Annotated in this window: 16 protein-coding genes and 1 other RNA gene; 14 read left to right on the top strand and 3 right to left on the bottom strand. The window is 42.5% G+C overall.

Annotated features, from left to right (window positions below):
- Position 1: 1 nt before the first annotated feature.
- Positions 2-1,129, bottom strand: a complete 1,128-nt coding sequence (gene pspF / locus JKP82_RS00955; protein ID WP_159529438.1) for a phage shock protein operon transcriptional activator — start codon at positions 1,127-1,129, stop codon at positions 2-4.
- Between the two features lie 199 nt (positions 1,130-1,328).
- Here pspF and pspA point away from each other — a divergent pair, with 199 nt between their 5' ends.
- From pspA to maiA, 7 genes are all read left to right on the top strand, one after another.
- Positions 1,329-2,012 carry a phage shock protein PspA gene (pspA, locus tag JKP82_RS00950; protein ID WP_159529440.1) on the top strand — a complete coding sequence of 228 codons (684 nt, stop codon included), beginning with the start codon at positions 1,329-1,331 and terminating at the stop codon, positions 2,010-2,012.
- Between the two features lie 120 nt (positions 2,013-2,132).
- Entirely contained in the window at positions 2,133-2,372 is a 240-nt protein-coding gene (pspB, locus tag JKP82_RS00945) for an envelope stress response membrane protein PspB (protein WP_013785052.1), read from the top strand.
- Positions 2,369-2,821 carry an envelope stress response membrane protein PspC gene (gene pspC / locus JKP82_RS00940; RefSeq protein WP_159529442.1) on the top strand — a complete coding sequence of 151 codons (453 nt, stop codon included), beginning with the start codon at positions 2,369-2,371 and terminating at the stop codon, positions 2,819-2,821. The genes pspB and pspC overlap by 4 nt, the downstream gene beginning before the upstream one ends.
- A 221-nt stretch (positions 2,822-3,042) precedes the next feature.
- Positions 3,043-3,846, top strand: coding sequence for a phenylalanine 4-monooxygenase (gene phhA / locus JKP82_RS00935; protein WP_159534401.1), 804 nt, complete (start codon positions 3,043-3,045; stop codon positions 3,844-3,846).
- Positions 3,847-4,023: 177 nt separating this feature from the next.
- A complete protein-coding gene (tyrR, locus tag JKP82_RS00930; RefSeq protein ID WP_013785049.1) occupies positions 4,024-5,580 on the top strand; it encodes a transcriptional regulator TyrR in 1,557 nt (518 codons plus the stop codon).
- Between the two features lie 207 nt (positions 5,581-5,787).
- Positions 5,788-6,798 (top strand): fumarylacetoacetate hydrolase family protein, encoded by a 1,011-nt coding sequence (locus tag JKP82_RS00925; RefSeq protein WP_218395487.1) that lies wholly within the window; start codon positions 5,788-5,790, stop codon positions 6,796-6,798.
- A 106-nt stretch (positions 6,799-6,904) separates the two neighbouring features.
- Positions 6,905-7,561, top strand: a complete 657-nt coding sequence (gene maiA / locus JKP82_RS00920; RefSeq protein WP_159529446.1) for a maleylacetoacetate isomerase — start codon at positions 6,905-6,907, stop codon at positions 7,559-7,561.
- A 55-nt stretch (positions 7,562-7,616) separates the two neighbouring features.
- Here the strand turns inward: maiA and JKP82_RS00915 are convergent, their stop codons facing one another.
- Positions 7,617-8,084, bottom strand: a complete 468-nt coding sequence (locus JKP82_RS00915; RefSeq protein WP_013785046.1) for an Lrp/AsnC family transcriptional regulator — start codon at positions 8,082-8,084, stop codon at positions 7,617-7,619.
- A 194-nt stretch (positions 8,085-8,278) separates the two neighbouring features.
- On the opposite strand from JKP82_RS00915, the gene JKP82_RS00910 reads away from it, so the two are divergent.
- Entirely contained in the window at positions 8,279-9,337 is a 1,059-nt protein-coding gene (locus JKP82_RS00910) for a Glu/Leu/Phe/Val dehydrogenase dimerization domain-containing protein (protein ID WP_218395484.1), read from the top strand.
- An 85-nt stretch (positions 9,338-9,422) separates the two neighbouring features.
- Positions 9,423-9,519, top strand: an RNA gene (ffs, locus tag JKP82_RS00905) — signal recognition particle sRNA small type.
- 52 nt (positions 9,520-9,571) lie between these two features.
- Here the strand turns inward: ffs and JKP82_RS00900 are convergent.
- Complete coding sequence (locus JKP82_RS00900) at positions 9,572-9,859, bottom strand: late competence development ComFB family protein (RefSeq protein ID WP_057793221.1); 288 nt, start codon at positions 9,857-9,859, stop codon at positions 9,572-9,574.
- Between the two features lie 158 nt (positions 9,860-10,017).
- Here JKP82_RS00900 and JKP82_RS00895 point away from each other — a divergent pair, with 158 nt between their 5' ends.
- The 5 genes from JKP82_RS00895 (at position 10,018) to JKP82_RS00875 (ending at position 19,041) form a co-directional block, all read left to right on the top strand.
- Positions 10,018-11,106 (top strand): tryptophan 2,3-dioxygenase family protein, encoded by a 1,089-nt coding sequence (locus JKP82_RS00895; protein ID WP_159529486.1) that lies wholly within the window; start codon positions 10,018-10,020, stop codon positions 11,104-11,106.
- A gap of 296 nt (positions 11,107-11,402) precedes the next feature.
- Positions 11,403-14,348 carry a TonB-dependent receptor gene (locus JKP82_RS00890; RefSeq protein WP_218395483.1) on the top strand — a complete coding sequence of 982 codons (2,946 nt, stop codon included), beginning with the start codon at positions 11,403-11,405 and terminating at the stop codon, positions 14,346-14,348.
- A 313-nt stretch (positions 14,349-14,661) separates the two neighbouring features.
- Positions 14,662-17,499 (top strand): TonB-dependent receptor domain-containing protein, encoded by a 2,838-nt coding sequence (locus JKP82_RS00885; RefSeq protein ID WP_159529492.1) that lies wholly within the window; start codon positions 14,662-14,664, stop codon positions 17,497-17,499.
- 63 nt (positions 17,500-17,562) lie between these two features.
- A complete protein-coding gene (locus tag JKP82_RS20950) occupies positions 17,563-18,708 on the top strand; it encodes a 2OG-Fe(II) oxygenase (RefSeq protein WP_159529494.1) in 1,146 nt (381 codons plus the stop codon).
- Positions 18,709-18,759: 51 nt separating this feature from the next.
- Positions 18,760-19,041, top strand: a complete 282-nt coding sequence (locus tag JKP82_RS00875; RefSeq protein ID WP_159529496.1) for a hypothetical protein — start codon at positions 18,760-18,762, stop codon at positions 19,039-19,041.
- Positions 19,042-19,060 lie beyond the last annotated feature (19 nt).

The following is a 19,060-nucleotide window of genomic DNA, read 5'->3' as shown; positions in this document are numbered from 1 at the left end:
GTTAGCACTCCATCGATTCAGGTGAAGAGTCTAACAGGTTGTATTTTTTTAGATAACCTCGAAGTTGATGATAAGTGAGACTAAGCTTCTCGGCAGTCTTTTTCTGATTGAATTGGCTGTCTGATAATGCTTGTTTAATCATATCAATTTCGTATTGCTGAGAGCGGTCTTTTAAATCGATAGGGTATTCTACCGTATCGGGTTGTAACGACGGTAATACAGCAGGCGATGAAGTTGCCGCAGGCTCATTATTGGAGGCTATGTTCTCTATGCTGGCAGGCACTGTTGGTTCTGCTTCAGATGTAGCCGAGGTTCTATCATTGGTTTTAATGCGAGAGGTTGGCCTAAATAAAGATTCAAAAGGGTCGAGAACAATATCGTGTACGGGCAAATGTGGGTTGTTCGTTCTGTACACCGCACGTTCAACCACGTTTTTAAGTTCTCGAATATTCCCGGGCCATTCGTAATCAAGCAAGGTGCGTTTTGCTTTTTCAGTAAAGCCGCTAAAAAGCTCCATTTCCATTTCTCTTGCCATGCTTATGGCAAAGTTCTCAGCAAGCATCATGATATCTTCACGTCGCTCTCTTAAAGGAGGGATAGTAATAACATCGAAGGCGAGCCTGTCGAGTAAGTCAGCACGGAACTCACCAGCGTCAGCCAGGGCGGGTAAATCTTCATTTGTAGCAGCAACCAAGCGGACATCGGTTTTAACGGTTTTATTGCCGCCCACACGTTCAAATTCGCCGTATTCCACTACTCGCAATAATTTTTCTTGAATTAAACCAGAGGTGTTCGCCAGCTCGTCAAGAAACAGTGTGCCATTGTGGGCAATTTCGAAACGACCTTCACGGCGCTTTGCTGCGCCAGTAAATGCACCAGCTTCATAGCCGAACAACTCACTTTCTAATAAGCTTTCGTTAAGTGCGGCGCAATTAAGCTTGACGTAATTTTGATCCCAGCGCTTAGACAGAAAGTGTAAACGTGCTGCTATAAGCTCTTTACCGGTTCCGCGCTCACCTATCACCAATACGGGTTTATCCAGTGGTGCTATTTGTGAAATTTGCTCTAGCACTTCTAAAAAACTATTCGCTTGACCTAGCAAATTATCCTGCTGACGATACCTACTCATTAAATCCCTCAAATATTAGTCATTTCGACCAATTAATAGTGTAGAGTAAAAAAACTTGTTGTTCGAGCATTATTTAAACCAAACGAATATCTTTTAAAATTATCAAGTTAGGGTAATTCAAAAAACTGGCAAGCATATTGAATAGTCTTATTACACGTTTATCTTGGTACAACCAGTTTTCGACTATGAGGTAATTATTATGGGTATCTTCTCGCGTTTCACTGACATTGTGAATTCGAATATTAATGCGCTTTTAGATAAAGCGGAAGATCCGGAGAAAATGGTCCGGTTGATTATTCAGGAAATGGAAGACACATTGGTAGAGGTGCGCTCAGCATCGGCTAAAACGTTGGCGAACAAAAAGGAAATTGTAAGCCAAATTAATAAATACGAAGCAGACGCTAACGATTGGCAAATGAAAGCGGAACTTGCGTTAAGCAAAGACCGTGATGATTTAGCCCGCGCAGCACTGCAAGAAAGAAAGAAATCAGCAGAAGCTGCTGAAACGCTAACTAACGAGCTAACGGTTGTTGAACAGCAAATTAGCAAGCTTCAAGATGAGATTGGTCAGCTTCAAGACAAGCTAGCTGATGCGAAGAGTCGTCAAAAAGCGATTATCATGCGTCAGAAAACGGCGAGTTCACGCTTAGAAGTGAAACGCACGCTAGATAGCACAAAAGTAGATTCAGCTATGGGGCGCTTCGAACAATACGAGCGTAAGATTGACGATTTAGAGTCGCAGGTAGATGCTTACGACCTAGGTAAGAAAACCTTAAATGATGAATTTGCAGAATTAGAAACAGGCGATAAGATAGACGAAGAACTAGCTGCGCTTAAAGCAAGAGTGAAAGGTGACACAAGCTCATCTTCAACATCAGAATAATAATTACAGGTAGCCTGCTTAGGTACTAAGTGCATTACGCTATGCGTTTTGCACAATGCATCAGGTATTTGGTGCTAGGGCACTGAGCAGGCTAATCGGGGTTTTTTGGAGGTATTTACAATGGATGAAGGTATCATTGCAATGTTGGTAATGCCCTTGGTCATTTTTATGATTTTTGTGGCACCGATTTGGTTAATTCTGCATTACCGCAGCAAAAAACAAGTCAATCAAGGGTTGAGTGTTGAAGAGCAAGCTTCATTACAATCACTTGCTGAACAAGCTGAAAAAATGAGCGATAGAATTCAAACTCTGGAGGCTATCTTAGACAGTGAAGCCCCAGAATGGAGGAATCGCGCATGAGAAACGGTAAACAGCTATACCGCGATACAGACAACGCAAGAATAGCGGGTGTATGTTCAGGAATAGCGCACTACTTTGGTTTAGAGACATGGTTGGTGCGAATTCTAGCGGTGACAGGCTTTTTCTTATTAGCAGGTCCATTCATGTTTGTTGCGTATATAGCGGGCTGGTTCATCTTAGATAAGAAGCCTTTAGGTGATGCTTCAGAGGAGCAAACCACTGTTCAGCAAAGCCGCGGCAAGGGTTGGAAAAATACAACGGCCACATCAAGTAATAGTCGTCATAAGGTCGAAGTGAAAACAAAAGTTTGGCAGTCTGGTGAACCACCTAAACAGGCATTTCACGATATTCGTAATCGTTTTCAGAAATCGGAAGTACGATTACGCAAGATGGAAACGTATGTGACCTCAAGGGAATTTGAACTTAACCGAGAAATCAGTAGATTGTAGTCAAGTATCATTGAATCACATTCGCTAGCGACTCCCCGATAAATGCAAAACCGCTCCTCTTTAAGAGCGGTTTTTTGTATGTAAAGCATTATGTTAGTTTTTTTTGTAAATAAGTTGTTACGGCTTGGCGGCACGGCAAGAATGGGTGAACACTTCCCGTAATCGCGCATTTCATTAGACTAATTGGCAGAAGTCATTTATTGAATATGTCGAAAGTAGTTATGGCAAAATCTAGTGTTTATCAATCAAAATCCTCAGACAATAAAGGCGTTATAAACTGGTCAGAAGAAGAAAATCAAATCTGGGCAGAGTTGTACGCAAGGCAAATTCCGTTGTTGAAAACCCGTGCCTGCGAACAGTATATGGAGGGGTTGTCGTTACTGGCACTGCCTGATGATCGCATTCCTCAGCTACCGGATATCGATAAAGTATTATTGGCAAAAACTGGCTGGAAAACTGCCGAGGTTCCTGCGCTCATCAATTTTGGCGAATTTTTTAGATTATTAGCCAACAAACAGTTTCCTGTTGCAACCTTCATTCGCTCGAAAGACGAATTTGATTACCTACAAGAGCCCGATATTTTTCATGAGGTTTTCGGTCATTGTCCTTTGCTAACGAATCCAGCTTTCGCGCACTTCACCCATACCTATGGGAAGCTCGGCTTAGCGGCTAGCAAAGAGGACCGAATCTATCTAGCACGACTTTATTGGTTCACGGTTGAGTTTGGGTTAGTTCGAAGTAAAGCTAATCCAGAAAAACTGGAGATTTATGGTGGAGGTATTCTGTCTTCACCAGGTGAAACGCTATATGCGCTGGATAGCAGCGACGCTATTAGAAAGCCGCTTACCGCCACCGATGCCCTTCGTACACCCTATAGAATTGATATCATGCAGCCCTTGTATTACGTACTTCCTGACTTTGATTATCTGTTTGAATTGGCCAATATGGACATCATGAGCCTAGTGAATAAAGCGAAGGGGCTTGGGCTATATCCCGCCTTATTTGACGCTAAAAAGCAGGCATAAGTTAACATTTTGTTACGCCGCGGTGTGGGGGGAAACGTTTTCACACCTTCCACTTCGCCGAATCGCTTAGAAACCCAGCCTTCCAAGGAGACAATCTGGCATAATTAACTTGTTATCTTTTTGTAAAAGTGTGATATTGTGTACATATAAGTTTACAAGAGATGTGAAGTCACACCCATGCGATTAGAAATCAGTTGTCAGGACAGACTGGGTATTACTCAAGATGTGTTGGATATCCTCGTTACCCACGAAATCGATCTAAGAGGTATTGAGATTGATGAAACAGGTAAAATTTTTCTTAATTTTCCCAATATTGAATTTGCAGACTTCCAGCATCTAATGCCCAAAATTCGTCGCATCGATGGTATTTCTGACGTTAAAACGACGCATTTTATGCCAAGTGAAAGAGAAAAAACTCAGCTTTCTGCCATATTGCGCACGCTTCCTGATCCGGTGTTTTCTATTGATGCGAGAGGGCATATCTTACTGTGCAATGAAGCAGTAACCTCTGGGTTAGAGCAGAGCGTCCACGATGTTGAAGGCATTGAAATAGGCGAAGTAGTGAAGGGCTTTAACTTCACCCGTTGGATGGATGGAAAGTTGCCTCGCGCTCAGTCCTCCAAGGTAAAGTTTATCCAACAAGACTATGTGGCTGATATGTTGCCTATTACCGTGCCTGACGGTGATAACAACATTATTATGGCCGGTGCGGTGGTTATTCTGAAATCAGAAATGCGGTTAGGCCAACAGTTTAGTGTATTCCATCAATCGCCGACTGACAGTTTTGATAGATTCGTCGTGGAATCTCAGGCGATGAAACGTGTGGTGAGTGAAGCAAAACGTATTGCTGATCTTGATGCACCGGTTCTTATTTTCGGTGAAACAGGCACGGGTAAAGAAATGATTGCCCGCGCTTGTCATCAATCCAGTCGACGCAGTGAGGGCGCGTTTTTAGCGCTAAATTGTGCATCGCTACCTGATAGCGTGGCGGAAACTGAATTATTTGGTTATGCGCAAGGTGCTTTTAATCAACCTAATGCTAAAGAAGGTCTGCTAGAGCAAGCAAGAGGCGGCACACTGCTGCTTGATGAAATTGCTGACATGAGTTCTCAGCTACAAGCCAAACTACTACGGGTGTTAGAAGACGGTGAATTTAGACGAGTAGGCGATGCGGAACCTGTTACTGTAGATGTTCGTTTTATTTGCACTACCTGCCGCGACCTAGGTCAATTGGTAGAAGAAGGGCGTTTTCGCAAAGAATTGTATTATCGCTTAAATGTATTGAGCTTAGTGATGCCATCGTTAAAAGAACGCCGACACGATATTGTTCCACTAGCCGAATCATTTATTGCCCAGCACAGTACAAAGCTGGGTCGTAGGCCGGCTAAATTGAGTAAGTCCTGCGTTGATTTCTTGCAACAATATCCTTGGCCGGGCAATGTCCGTCAGCTTCAAAATGCACTGTTCAGAGCGTTGTCATTGCTAGATGGCAAGGAAATAACCAAAGAAGATATTCAGCTTCCTAGTTGTGCCCCTAGTGTGACCTTTATCGATGAAAACTTTGAAGGCACATTAGACGATGAAGTGAAAAAATTTGAAAAAGACTTACTAAAACGGCTTTATCCTTTCTATCCGAGTACGCGTCAATTGGCGAGGAAGTTGGGGTTAAGTCATACCGCGATTGCGAATAAATTACGTGAGTACGGTATTAATAAAGCATCAATAAAAATGTAGGTTTCACTGTTTCGTTAAATTTACGTTGCCTTGCTTAGCTAATAAGGGCGGTACTTCAGAGGGAAGTGCCGCCTTTTTTTGTACAACCAAGCTTACAGTTAAAATTTTTGTCACGCGCTCATGACTTTTCATCTTGTTACGGGTGATGCATAAAGAATAATAAATGTTACATACGCAAAAGTGCTGATCACAGTAGGGATTTAATTTATGAAACTAGCCACATATAAGAATGATAGCCGAGACGGCTGTTTAATGTTGGTATCTAAAGATTTAACGCGTACTTGTTCAGTAGAAGATATCGCTCACACAATGCAACAAGCACTCGACAGTTGGCAGGTCACTGCTCCGCAGTTACAGATGCGCTACGAACAGCTTAACAATGGGGTAATAGAAAGTATCGAATTTGATGCTACCCGCTGTGAGTCTCCTTTACCGCGCGCTTATCAGTGGGCTGATGGGAGTGCTTATGTGAACCATGTAGAGCTAGTAAGAAAAGCGCGAGGCGCAGAAATTCCTGAAAGCTTTTGGAGCGACCCACTCATGTACCAAGGGGGATCTGACGACTTTATCGGTCCTTGTGACGACATTATTCTGCCCAGCGATGAATGGGGCATTGATTTTGAAGGTGAGGTCGCCGTTGTCACCGACGATGTTCCAATGGCTTGCACAGATGCGCAAGCGGCAGAGCGAATTAGATTGGTAATGCTTGTGAATGATGTATCGCTAAGGGGATTAATTCCAGGTGAGTTGGCGAAAGGATTTGGGTTCTTCCAGTCAAAGCCTGCCTCTAGCTTTTCACCCGTGGCAGTAACACCCGATGAGCTCGGGGATGCGTGGGAACAAGAAAAAGTGCATTTACCGCTTCGTTCTACCTACAACGGTGAGTTGTTCGGTAAACCACAAGCAGGTGAAGACATGACATTTAGCTTCGCTAAGCTGGTGTCACATGCAGCTAAGAGTCGAAATTTAGGCGCTGGCACCATTATTGGTTCCGGTACCGTATCGAACAAACAAGGTACTGATCACGGCTCAGCCATTGCTGAAGGTGGCCTTGGCTACTCGTGTATTGCTGAAGTGCGCATGATTGAAAGCATCAGGGACGGAAAGCCAGCTACTCCCTTTATGCAATTTGGCGATCGAATTAGGATAGAAATGTTCGATAGTAAAGGACAAAGCATTTTCGGTGCTATCGAGCAACAGGTTAAGCCTTTAAGCTAAATCTAAAAGAGCGAAATTAAGGAGTGGTAGCATGTACTCTCCTCCTTGGAAATTACGCTATGATTATAATGAGTAATACAACACACACGTAAGGCGGCGGGTATTTATGAGTTTAACTTTATACGGTTACTGGCGCTCAACGGCGTCTTACAGAGTAAGAATTGCACTTAATTTAAAAGGTGTAGAGTACCACTACGTGCCTGTGCACTTAGTCAATGAAGGTGGTCAGCAGCACAGCGCGCCCTATAAACAGCTAAACCCCGCTCAGCTAGTGCCTACTTTGGTTGACGATGACGAAGATATCATTCTTAATCAATCTTTAGCCATTATCGAATACTTAGATGAACGCTTTCCCTCGCCGTATCAATTAATACCATCACATAAGACAGAACGAGCAAGGGTAAGGGCGCTGGCTCAGGATATTGCATGTGACACTCAACCTTTAAGTAACCTGCGTGTACTCAATCAGCTTAAGAATGAATATAGTGCCGAACAAGAAAGTGTAAACAAATGGGCGGCGCATTGGATAACGCTGAGTTTCGATGCCATTGAAAAGCGGCTACAAACCCAAGCGGGTAAGTATTGCTTTGACTTTGATGTGACCATGGCTGACTTGTGTTTGGTACCGCAGGTTTATAACGCGCATCGCTTTAATGTGGATATGACACGATATCCGCTTATTCAAAAAATAACAGACAATTGCAATGCATTACCTGCTTTTGAAAAAGCCCTGCCTGAGAACCAAGTTGACAGCGTGCTTTAATAAAGTGAGAAAGTAGGGCAGTCGATAAGCAGCAGGGCGTAGGTTTCAATGAAACCTACTGTCGTTTGATGGGTAGCTCAGTGGTGTTCTTCACTTGTTTTAATGCGAAGGTAGAGCTGACATGATCAACCAAAGGAAGATGAGTAAGCTTCGTTTTCAGTAAAAATTCATATTCTTCAATACTTTCCACAATCACTTTAAGCAAATAGTCTTTCTCACCGCTGGTGGTGTGGCACTCAACAATTTCATCAATACTTTGTACTGCATTTTCAAAATCGGTAAGGGAGTCGCCATCATGATTTTTAAGTGTGACATAAATAAAAACAGACACCCCAAGGTTCAATTTTTTACTGTTTAATAGGGTGACTTTGCCGATGATAATACCGTCGGCTTCCATTCGTTTTACCCGTCGCCAACATGGGGTATGGGAAAGCCCAACCTTTTGACTCAACTCAGCCATAGAGACAGTGGCATCTTGTTGAAGTACTCGTAAAATCTCACGATCGAATTTATCTAATTTCATTGAACGCAGCTTCCGTCGTTTTTATGATGTTTATTATATAGAAAAATAAATTCTAGGATAGATATCCTAGAAAAATAGTATTCATACTTTGTGTATTTCACTTTACGAGGGCCGGTCATCAACTTAGCAAGGCGTGTCCTCTGGTTGTTGGGCTACACTTGGGCAAAATCCATCACATTATTAATAGGGAAAGTATGTCGGTTTTCGATCACATAGAGTTTGATAATCACGAGCATGTCGCTTTTTATCACGATAAAGAAGCAGGCTTAAGTGCCATTATTGCCATACACAACACAAACCTAGGCCCAGCATTGGGTGGTTGTAGAATGTGGCCCTATGTAAGTAGTGCAGAAGCACTTACCGATGTACTCCGCCTTTCTAAGGGAATGACTTACAAAGCCGCGATGGCTAATATCGCATTAGGCGGCGGTAAGTCAGTCATAATTGGTGATCCTCGCAAACAAAAAACGCCGGCAATGATGGAAGCCATGGGGAAATTCGTTGATTCATTGGGCGGCAAATATTTTACCGCAGAAGACTCAGGTATTTCAGTTACCGATTTACAAACCATGGCGACTCAGTCTGATTACATTGCTGGGGTAAACGCGCAATATCATTACGCTGACGAGCAACCTGACGGCAACCCTGCACCATCAACCGCTTACGGCGTGTTTGTAGGCTTAAGAGCTAGCGTGGAGCACGGTTTAAATCGCAGCTTAGAAGGCGTAAGCGTGGCCATTCAGGGTATGGGGCACGTTGGTTATCGACTAGCGTCACACCTGCATGCAGCGGGTGCAAAACTCTATGTAGCCGATATTTTCCCTGAAGGTGTTGAAAAGGCCGTAGCAGAACTGGGTGCTACGGCGGTAGCGCCGGAAGAAGTTTTAGGGCTGGACGTTGATGTGCTTGCCCCTTGTGCCTTAGGTGCGGCGATTAACGACCAAACACTACCTATGATTAAGGCAAAAATTATTGCTGGCGCGGCTAACAATCAACTTGCACGTGAAGAGATTGGCGATATGTTAGTCGAACGTGGCATTTTGTATGCGCCTGATTATGTGATTAATGCAGGCGGTGTTATCGATATCTTCCATCAGCGTATGGATAAGAGCTCGAATGCGGCATTGCGTAAGCATATTGAAGACATTGGTACGACTTTGAAAGAAATTTATATCCGTGCTGATGCCCAAAAAGCAGCCACAAATCGAGTGGCAAACATCATTGCAGAAGAGAGATTTTCGTTAAAGGGTTGAAACTTATCGGGCAAGTAGTCATAATGCGCCCCGCGCTTAAGACTGCTGACGCCTGTTAGCATTTTATTCGCTTTCTATGGTGGGCTTTTGGTCCTCCCGCAATGATACTCTGTGAACTCGGTCAGGCCTGGAAGGGAGCAGCCGCAGCAGACGACTCATGTGCCGGGATGTGGCTGGGAGCCCGCCACCCAATTTACTCCCCCGTATTTTTATCTCATACAACTGTGTTTGGCATTACTCTGCTTTCTCGCTTACTGACGTTTTATCTGTGTCGTTTAAATATTTCATCGCATTGTCGATAGCGTATGTAACATTCATCTCCATTTGGTTTCGTTCACTCTGGGGAAGATAAAATGCCATATCGACTTCGTAGCGAATGTAGCGTGGAGGAACTTGGTTAAGTGCCAAGCAGCATAGGTCAGCTAAATAATCAGGACTTTTAGTATTATCCAGCCCAAGTTCTGTTACACGTTGTAATACAAGATGTTCGTAATAATTATGAATGTCATCATCAAGCTTCATATTTTTGCCCTAATTAAAATTTTAACGCGATGTTATTTTTTATGGGTGTGTATATTTTTAATAACGCCCCTAGATAATTTATAGCCTGTATTTTGTCGATGTCGAGTTAGCGATGTTAGAATTTCCTTCTGTCCATAACGACGATAAGAATAATCGGCATGAAAAAAAATATAGAACCCTGCTATTACGGTGATTACCTAGCGTTAGATAAAATACTTGGCGCACAAAAGCTTCAAAGTACCAAGTACGGTGAACCTGCTCATGAGGAAATGCTATTTATAGTAGTGCATCAAGTGTATGAGCTATGGTTTAAGCAACTGTTGCACGAACTCAATGCGGTTATCGACACATTCAATCAAGCAGCAGTAAAAGATCAGCAACTCACTTCAGTAGTACATAGGCTGCACCGTGTTATACAAATTCAAAAGCTGATGAATGACCAAATAGGTATTATGGAAACCATGACGCCTCAACAGTTTCTTTCATTCAGAGATTATTTGGTTCCCGCCTCAGGCTTTCAAAGTATCCAATTTAAACAGCTTGAAATTTCATTAGGCCTTAAAAGGGAATATCGTATCGATTTCGATAAGCAAAGTTTTTATAACCGATTAAGTGATGATGATCGCAGCCTATTGGAAGCGTTAGAAGAAAAACCAAGCTTGTTTGAACTAGTGGATAAGTGGTTGGCACGTATGCCACTACTTAAAACCGAGGATTTCCACTTTTGGGATTACTACCGAAATGCAACAGATGAAATGCTTAACGATGACAAAGAAACCATAGAAAAAAATGCGTTTCTGTCGGAAGTAGAACGTCGACAAGAGCTTAAAGACTGGCAATCGACCAGAGAGAACTTTGACGGGCTATTTAATCATGATACGTATGAAGCCCTTCTTAATCAGGGTAAATTCCGCTTATCACATGAAGCATTATTGTCGGCTTTATTTATAAAGCAGTATTCAGAAGAACCCGTTTTTAATCTGCCTTTCCAACTCATTACCGCACTAACAGAAATTGATGAACAATTAACGTTGTGGCGTTATCGCCATGCCATGATGGTACAACGAATGCTGGGAACAAAAATAGGAACGGGCGGCTCATCCGGCCACCATTATTTGAAGAAAACGACGGAATCTAACAGGGTGTTTTTAGACTTTTTCAACATGGCTACGTTCCTTTTACCAAAAAGTTCACTTCCAGAACTGCCTGAATCGGTGAAACGACGCTTAGGCTTTTATTTACAATAGACGAAAAATGCGACATTTCTGCATTTGCGACGAATGTAATTCGTCGCAAATGGGGAACTCTTCTACTATCTCGCAAGACCAAGCCACTCAACAGTTCACGTGTAATTTCCCTACTTCACACCATTGCCATTCATCGTAAAAATTCCCATTTGCGCTTGCTTTACCCCCTTTGTCTATGTCAATTATACTTTCGGATATTCATAAAAATCCATATAAAAAACAATCGTTTAGATTATCTTTATGGTTTTTTTAAATAAAGTTAAGACTAACGAAAACACAAATCCAGGGAGTTATACATGCTTCAATATAAAAGAAGTGCGGCGGCTTTTGCTGTAGCGCTCAGTCTTGGTGTTTCGGCACCAGTATTTGCAAACGACACAAATGGTTTTATTCAAGGTAATACTGCAGAAATTAGCGGTGCAGAAATTAGTGGCGTTACTGTAACTATTACTAATGTTGATACAGGTCTGGTTCGTACAGTTACCACCGATGAAAACGGCGATTTTCGTTTTCCATTATTACCACCGGGTATCTACAATGTGGTTGCTGAGAAAGACGGTTTTCGTAACACCATTCAAGAAACTGTAAAAGTTGGTATTAGTGGTAAAACTAACTTAAACATGAAACTTGCCGGTGACGATGTTGAACGAATCGAAGTAACTGGTTCAACAATTGCCATGGTAGATGTAACAAGTTCTAGTACTGGTATCGTTGTAGACACTGTTACCCTTGATAGAGTTCCTGTTCCTCGTAATTTAACGTCAGTTGCATTATTAGCACCAGGCACAACCCAAGGTGACTCAGCGTTTGGTGATCTCCCTTCAATTGGTGGTGCATCAGTTGGTGAAAACGGTTACTACATCAACGGTCTAAACATTACTAACTTCAGAACAGGTGTTGGTTCAAGTGAGCCACCGTTCGACATGTATGAAACCTTTGAAGTTAAAACCGGTGGTTACTCAGCGGAATACGGCCGTGTAACCGGCGGTGTTATAAACGCTAAAACTAAGAGCGGTAGTAACGAATTTAAAGCGGGCGTAAACGTTTACTGGGAGCCTGATGCACTACGTGAGCAGAAGAATTCTTACGTAAGAACGACTGACGGCACTTACCGTATTGATAACAGAAGTGATGAGACTGAATCTTGGGATGCCAACGTTTGGGCAAGTGGAGCGTTAATTGAAGACAAATTATTCTTCTATGCGTTGTTTAATCCACGCTCTGTGGAAGATAAATTTGTAAATGAGCAATCACTAACAGGTGACGGACTGCTTCAAAATGGCGTTACCGAAACCGATGAAGATGCTTTTTGGGTAGCGAAAGTTGATTGGTACGTTACTGAAAACAATATACTTGAAGTTACAGCGTTTTCTGATGAACGCTCCACAGAAATTGAAACTTTCGATTCAACCGACGGAGTTTTCAGCACTGACTCAAGAATTGGATATGAAGACGAAGGTGGTCTGAACTATACGGCTAAATGGACAAGTATTATCAATGACGACTTCTCTATTTCTGCGCAATACGGTGTAAACAAACAAGATCGTACCGTGCGAAGTGAGTTAGATGCTAACCCCGTTGCTTACTTTACCTACGACAGCACGAATGCATTTGTTCCAACAAGTACTTGGGCGAATTTTACGGTTGAACAAGGCGATGATAAACGCGAAGTGTTCCGTATTGATGCAGACTGGTACATAGGCGATCATTCAGTGCGCTTTGGTTATGACTACGAAAACTTAACAGCAAGTAGTTATACCATCAACTCAGGTGGCGCATATTATCTTTACTATGTAAATGATGACGATTTGGCTAACGAAGAAATATACCAAGTTCGTCACAGAGATTATGAAGTTGGTGGTGAATTTGATTCAGAAAATATTGCATTCTACGTACAGGATCAATGGCAGGTAACGGATAACTTAGTAATTAATGCGGGTATTCGAAACGACTCTTTTGAAAACTTCAATGCTGATGGCGAAACCTTCGTAAAACTTGACAATCTTTGGGCACTTCGTTTAGGTGCTGTTTGGGACGTTCGTGGCGATGGTGAAACGAAAGCATGGGCAAGTTTTGGGCGTTACTACCTTCCAGTTGCAGCCAACACGAACATTCGTTTAGCCGGTGCAGAAACCTATACGCAAGAATATTATGAGTTCGACGGTTATGCCGATGAATCTTTGTTTATACCCAATCTCACGGGTGATAAAACTCAACCTGATGATATTTTTGCAAATGGTGAAGCAAAATCTCCTGACGAGTTAGTCGATCAAAACATTGATGCAATGTATTCAGATGAATTTATTGCTGGTTACCAATTCCAGTTGAACGACGAGTGGAGCATGGCAATTCAAGGTACATATCGTGAATTGGCGACTACTGTTGAAGATGTTGCAATTGACGCAGCTGTGATTGAATGGGCCGCCGCTAATGGTTACGGCGATGTATCTGATATCTGGACTGGTTTCCACCAATACGTACTAACTAACCCTAATGTAGACATGCGTATTGGCACCACTGAACTACCAGGTACTAACGGCGATTTAGTATTTATGGACCTTTCAGCAGAAGACTTGGGCTACCCAGATTCAGTTCGTAAATATGCTGCGGTTGATTTCACCTTCCAACGCGCGTGGGACGGCGTTTGGATGTTCAATGCCGCCTATACGTGGTCGCATAACTGGGGTAATAACGAAGGGTATGTTCGTTCTGATAACGGACAGGACGATGCTGGTTTAACAACTTTGTTTGACCAACCCGGATTATTAGACGGCGCATATGGCGACCTTCCTAACGATCGTCGTCATCAAGTTAAAATGTACGGCGCGTATGCAGTTACTGAAGATTTAACGTTAGGTGCTAACTTGCAATTCTGGACAGGTAAGCCAGTTAATGCGTTTGGTTTCCATCCGACGGATGAGTTTGCGCAAGCTTATGATTCAGAATCGTTTTATGCTGGTGGTGAACTCGCGCCACGTGGCTCGCGCGGCCGCACAAGTAGCTACTACTCAATTGATGTTTCAGCATCTTACAATATCGATATTGGCGATGACCAAACATTGGTTGTACGTGCTGATATTTTCAATGTGTTAAACAACGATAAAGTGACTGAGGTTTATGAAATCTATGATGACGAGTCATCTGCAGATCCATTGAATCCAGATGTAGATCCTAACTACGGAACGCCTACTGCATGGCAAACTCCACGTTATGTTCGCTTTAGTGTGAATTACACGTTTTAAGATCTAGTGCCAAGGCCAAGGAAGTGCAACTTATCGCACTTCCTTGGCAATTTAACTTGCGTAGGTTAAAAAGTAACCACCCCAAGACTTTAGTTGTAATATTTACGTAAATTGTAAGTAAACATTTACAAAAAAAGGAAAAATATCCGAAAAAAATTGAACTTTTAATTATTACACTCCCGATCTCAGTTGACCGTTTACTCATGTTGTGTTTATTATCTTAGTGAGGCTTTGACCTTACTAATAATAATTCGTTATAAACGATTTTAGAAATACACACTAAACGAGCTTTAGTGGTCCAGGGAGACAACACATGTTTACAAATTCTAAGCTGGCTAAGTCAGTTAGGTTGGCCTGCGCGTTCGGCGCGGTGTCGACGATAAGTTTTTCTGGTGCAGTTGCTGCACAAGAAGCCGAAGAAGCAGCCGATTCTGTTGAAAAAATCGAAGTAACTGGTTCTCGTATCCGTCGTACAGACATTGAAGGTGCTAACCCAGTAACGGTTATGACCCGTGTTGATATCGAAAAATTCGGTATCACTTCAATCGGTGATGTACTTCAAGCTATCCCATCTGCTGGTTCAGCAATCAATACCAACAACAACAACGGTGGTAATGGTACAACTACTATTAACATTCGTGGTATCGGTTCAAACCGTACTCTTGTTCTTGTAAACGGTAAACGTTGGGCTCCAGGCCTTACTGGCTCTGTTGACCTTAACAACATTCCTTCGTCTATCATCGAGCGTATTGAAGTACTTAAAGATGGTGCTTCAGCGGTATATGGTTCAGATGCTGTTGCAGGTGTTGTTAACATCATCACTCGTCAAGATTTCGAAGGCGTTCACGCTTCTGGCTACCTTGGTCAATACGATGAAGGCGACGGTAACAAAGAATCTTGGGATATCGGTTTCGGTGTTGCTAACGATAGAGGTAACGTATACTTCAATGTAAGTTACGTAGAAGAAGAGCCAACATTCGCAGGCGATCGTGAGATTTCTGCAGTACCAGTGTTTGGCGCTCCTACAGGCTACGGCGGTTCATCAGGTACACCGAATGGTCGTTTTTGGTATTTCGATGATGAAGCAACATCATTCAACGTTCAAAACGATGGTCAAGGTGGATTAATTCCTTGGACTGGTAGCAGTGCATTTAACTTTGCTCCTCTTAACTACCTTTCTACACCTCAAGAACGTATTAACCTTTACTCACAAGGTCGTTACGAACTAACAGACAACGTTTCTGTTAATGTAACTGGTTTCTACGGCAACAGACGTTCTTCACAGCTTCTTGCTCCAACACCGTTATTTATCGGTAACGCTGCAGGTACATCTGGAGTAACAATTGCTGCAAATAACCCATACAACCCAACAGGTCTTGATTTAACAGATGCTGCTGGTTTCGGTGAAGCGAACAGCTTGTTCTTCGCTGGCCGTCGTATGATGGAAGCGGGTTACCGTGAATTTGCTCAAAACGTTGATCAGTTCCAATTCAATGGTGGCTTTGAAGGTGTTATTGAACTAGGCGATCACGAGTACTACTGGGATGCAACCTACACGTATGCAGACATTACTCAGAATACGCTAACTGACGGTCTTCTTAACATGGACCGCGTAGCACTAGCCCTAGGTGACGTTGATACCTGTGCTGCTACTGATGGTTGTGTACCATTAAACTTCTTCGGTGGTGCTACTGCTATCGGTGAAGGTACTATCACGCAAGAAATGCTTGATTACATTCAGTTCACTGCACAAGATGCAGCTAACTCTACGTTAGAAAGCTACTCAGCAAATATCTCTGGTGAAGTTTTTGAATTACCTGCTGGTTATGTTGCATTTGCTGCTGGTTATGAAAAACGCTGGCAGTCAGGTTACGACCAACCTGATGCACTAATTGCAGCTGGTATTACTTCTGGTAACTCTCGTCAACCTACTTCTGGTTCATTCAGTGTTGAAGAAGTTTACTTAGAAGTTGCTATCCCTCTTATCTCAGATGTTGAGTTTGTTGAGCAATTAGATTTAGAACTTGCTACTCGTTACTCTGACTACAGCAACTTCGGCGACACTACAAACTCAAAAGTTGGTTTGAAATGGCGCATCAATGAAGACGTCTTAGTTCGTGGTACTTGGTCTGAAGCATTCCGTGCTCCTTCGCTATCTGAATTGTTCCTAGGTAACAGCGATAGTTTCGCAACGCTAATCGATCCATGTAATGGCGGTGAAGCTGCAAATGCTAACAGCCCAGGCTGTGCCGGTATCCCTGCTGCTTACGAGCAACCTAACCCACAAATCAGAACAACGGTTGGTGGTAATGCAGATTTAGCACCTGAAGAAGCAGAAAGCTTTACATACGGTTTCGTATACTCACCTGCTCAAGTTGAAGGTCTGTCAATCACATTTGACGTATTCGATATTGAAGTGGATAACGCAGTATCAACTGTTGGTGCTCAACGTATCCTAGATGCTTGTGCAACTACTGGAACTACGTTCTGTTCACTAATCGAACGTAACAGCGGCGGTGTTGTGACTGAGTTGTTCAACGGCCTTGTTAACCTTGGTGGTCAAACGACTTCTGGTTTCGATTATAACGTAGCTTATAACTTCGATACTGAATACGGTGATTTCCGAGTAAACTGGGACGGTACTTATGTAGACGACCGTACTAGTATCTTCGTTGACCCTGTAACTGGTGAATCAATTGCAGAAAACGATGCTGGTAAAGCATTTGACCGTGACGTTATTCCTCGTATCCGTACTAACTTGTCTGTTACATGGGCATACGAAGATTGGACTGCTAACTACCTAGTTCGCTTCATTGGCGCAACTACAGAAGAGTGTTCATTCGATGACGATACTGATGATGCAGGTAACTACCTAGAAGATACATTGTGTAGTGATCCAGGCGTAAGCGTGTTTGCTGAAGATGGAAGCCTTGAGTCTAAAGAAAGCTTCAATGAACTTGAAGCGATGGCTTACCATGATGCTTCAGTAGGTTACTCAGTAACAGAGAACCTTCGTTTGACATTTGGTGTTAACAACTTATGGGATGCAGATCCTGAAGTTTCATACACTACATTTGCAAACAGCTTCGATCCTTCAATGTATGAAATTCCTGGACGTTTCTTCTACGGTCGTATCAACGTAGATTTCTAAACACAGGCATTTAAATGCATTTGACAAAGGCCTCTTCTGAGGCCTTTTTTATAAGGGTAAATTGTGAGTTCAGTACAGCAGTTACTTGAGCAGGCTCAGTATCATCAACAGCAAGGCGCCATTGACAAGTCTATGGCATTACTTGGTGAAGCCGGTAAATTAGGTAATATGTATGCAGCTTTGGATTTTGCATATTATACGGTGAGTAGTGATCCGAAATTAGCACTTCTTTATCTTCAGTCTATACCGGATACTAAACACCCGACAGTTCGTTATCACAAGTCGCTGATTACTAGATTTTATATTGAAGGTAGCTTTAGCCGAAGCATTATAAGTGAACTGATAGCTTTAGCGCAAAATGGCCATGCAGAATCTTTGTTAGTGCTATCATGTTGGTGCTCTGAAGATGAAAAAACCTATCTTCAGGTTGTTAGTGTTATGGCGAAGTTAACGCCGAATATATATCGGCAACTCGTTAACGACGATAAGCTGGTGCTAACTACTTCTCTCCAAACTCTGGATGAAAGTAGTATTGAATTTGCTATTCGAGCTCGAGAAGCAAAGTTGCGCTCACTTGAACTTGAAGTTTTAAATGAAGATATATCATTAGTGCGTGTTAAAAATGCATTATCAGCATTTGAGTGTCGTTATCTAAAGCAACGCTTCATGCCACTTTTAACCCGTTCTATGGTTGCTAGCCCTGCGGATGGAAGCCCTATGGTTGATTCTATTCGTACCAGCGAGGTTGGCGTTATTCTATCTGAAATGGCAGATTGGATTGTTAGAGATATAGATACGAGAATGGCAGATATCTCAGGCACTGACACATCCCATGGGGAGCCTTTAAATTTACTACGCTACAAAGAAGGGCAAGAATACAAAGCCCATTATGATGCATTTTCTCCTAAACAGCGTGAGCAAGCTGAGTTTATCGAGGAAGGTGGGCAGCGGGCAAATACTGTTCTTGCTTATTTAAACTCAATGAGTAGCGATGGTGAAACCCAGTTCCCTAAAATAAACGTTAAAATAAAACCTGAACAGGGAACCGTTGTTTCATTTAAAAATATTGATGATAATAACGAGATATTAAGAGCGAGTTTACACCTTGGCGCGCCAGTGGCTGACGGTGAGAAATGGACGCTTACAAAATGGATAAGAATTAACCAGACGCAGTATGGTATTTTAACTCACGGAACTTTTATCCAATAAACTTCTACCCAATAAACTTTTGACCACGAAACTTTAAATAAGGATTTATAAATGTTTAAAACGATTTTAGTCAGTCTTGCTATTTCTGTCACGTTGGTTGGCTGTGGCTCTACAAGCAATTCAACTCAAGAGTTAGCAAGTAATAAAACTGAAGAGATAGCTAGCAATCAAGAACGTGATGATCAAGTTTGTAAAATGGAAAAGCGAATCGGTTCTAATATGATGCGTCGTGTGTGCTATACAGTAGAAGAGAGAGAACGCATGAAAGAGGCAGCTCGCGATGGATGGATACGTATGCAACGTGGCACAGAAACATCGGGTTCGGATAATTAGAAAAAATATAAACGGAGCT

It is taken from the genome of Alteromonas lipotrueae, assembly GCF_019249215.1.
In the GTDB taxonomy this organism is placed as follows: domain Bacteria; phylum Pseudomonadota; class Gammaproteobacteria; order Enterobacterales; family Alteromonadaceae; genus Alteromonas; species Alteromonas lipotrueae.
Note: the sequence above shows the minus strand (reverse complement) of the source record. Positions and strands in the feature narration are given on the sequence as shown.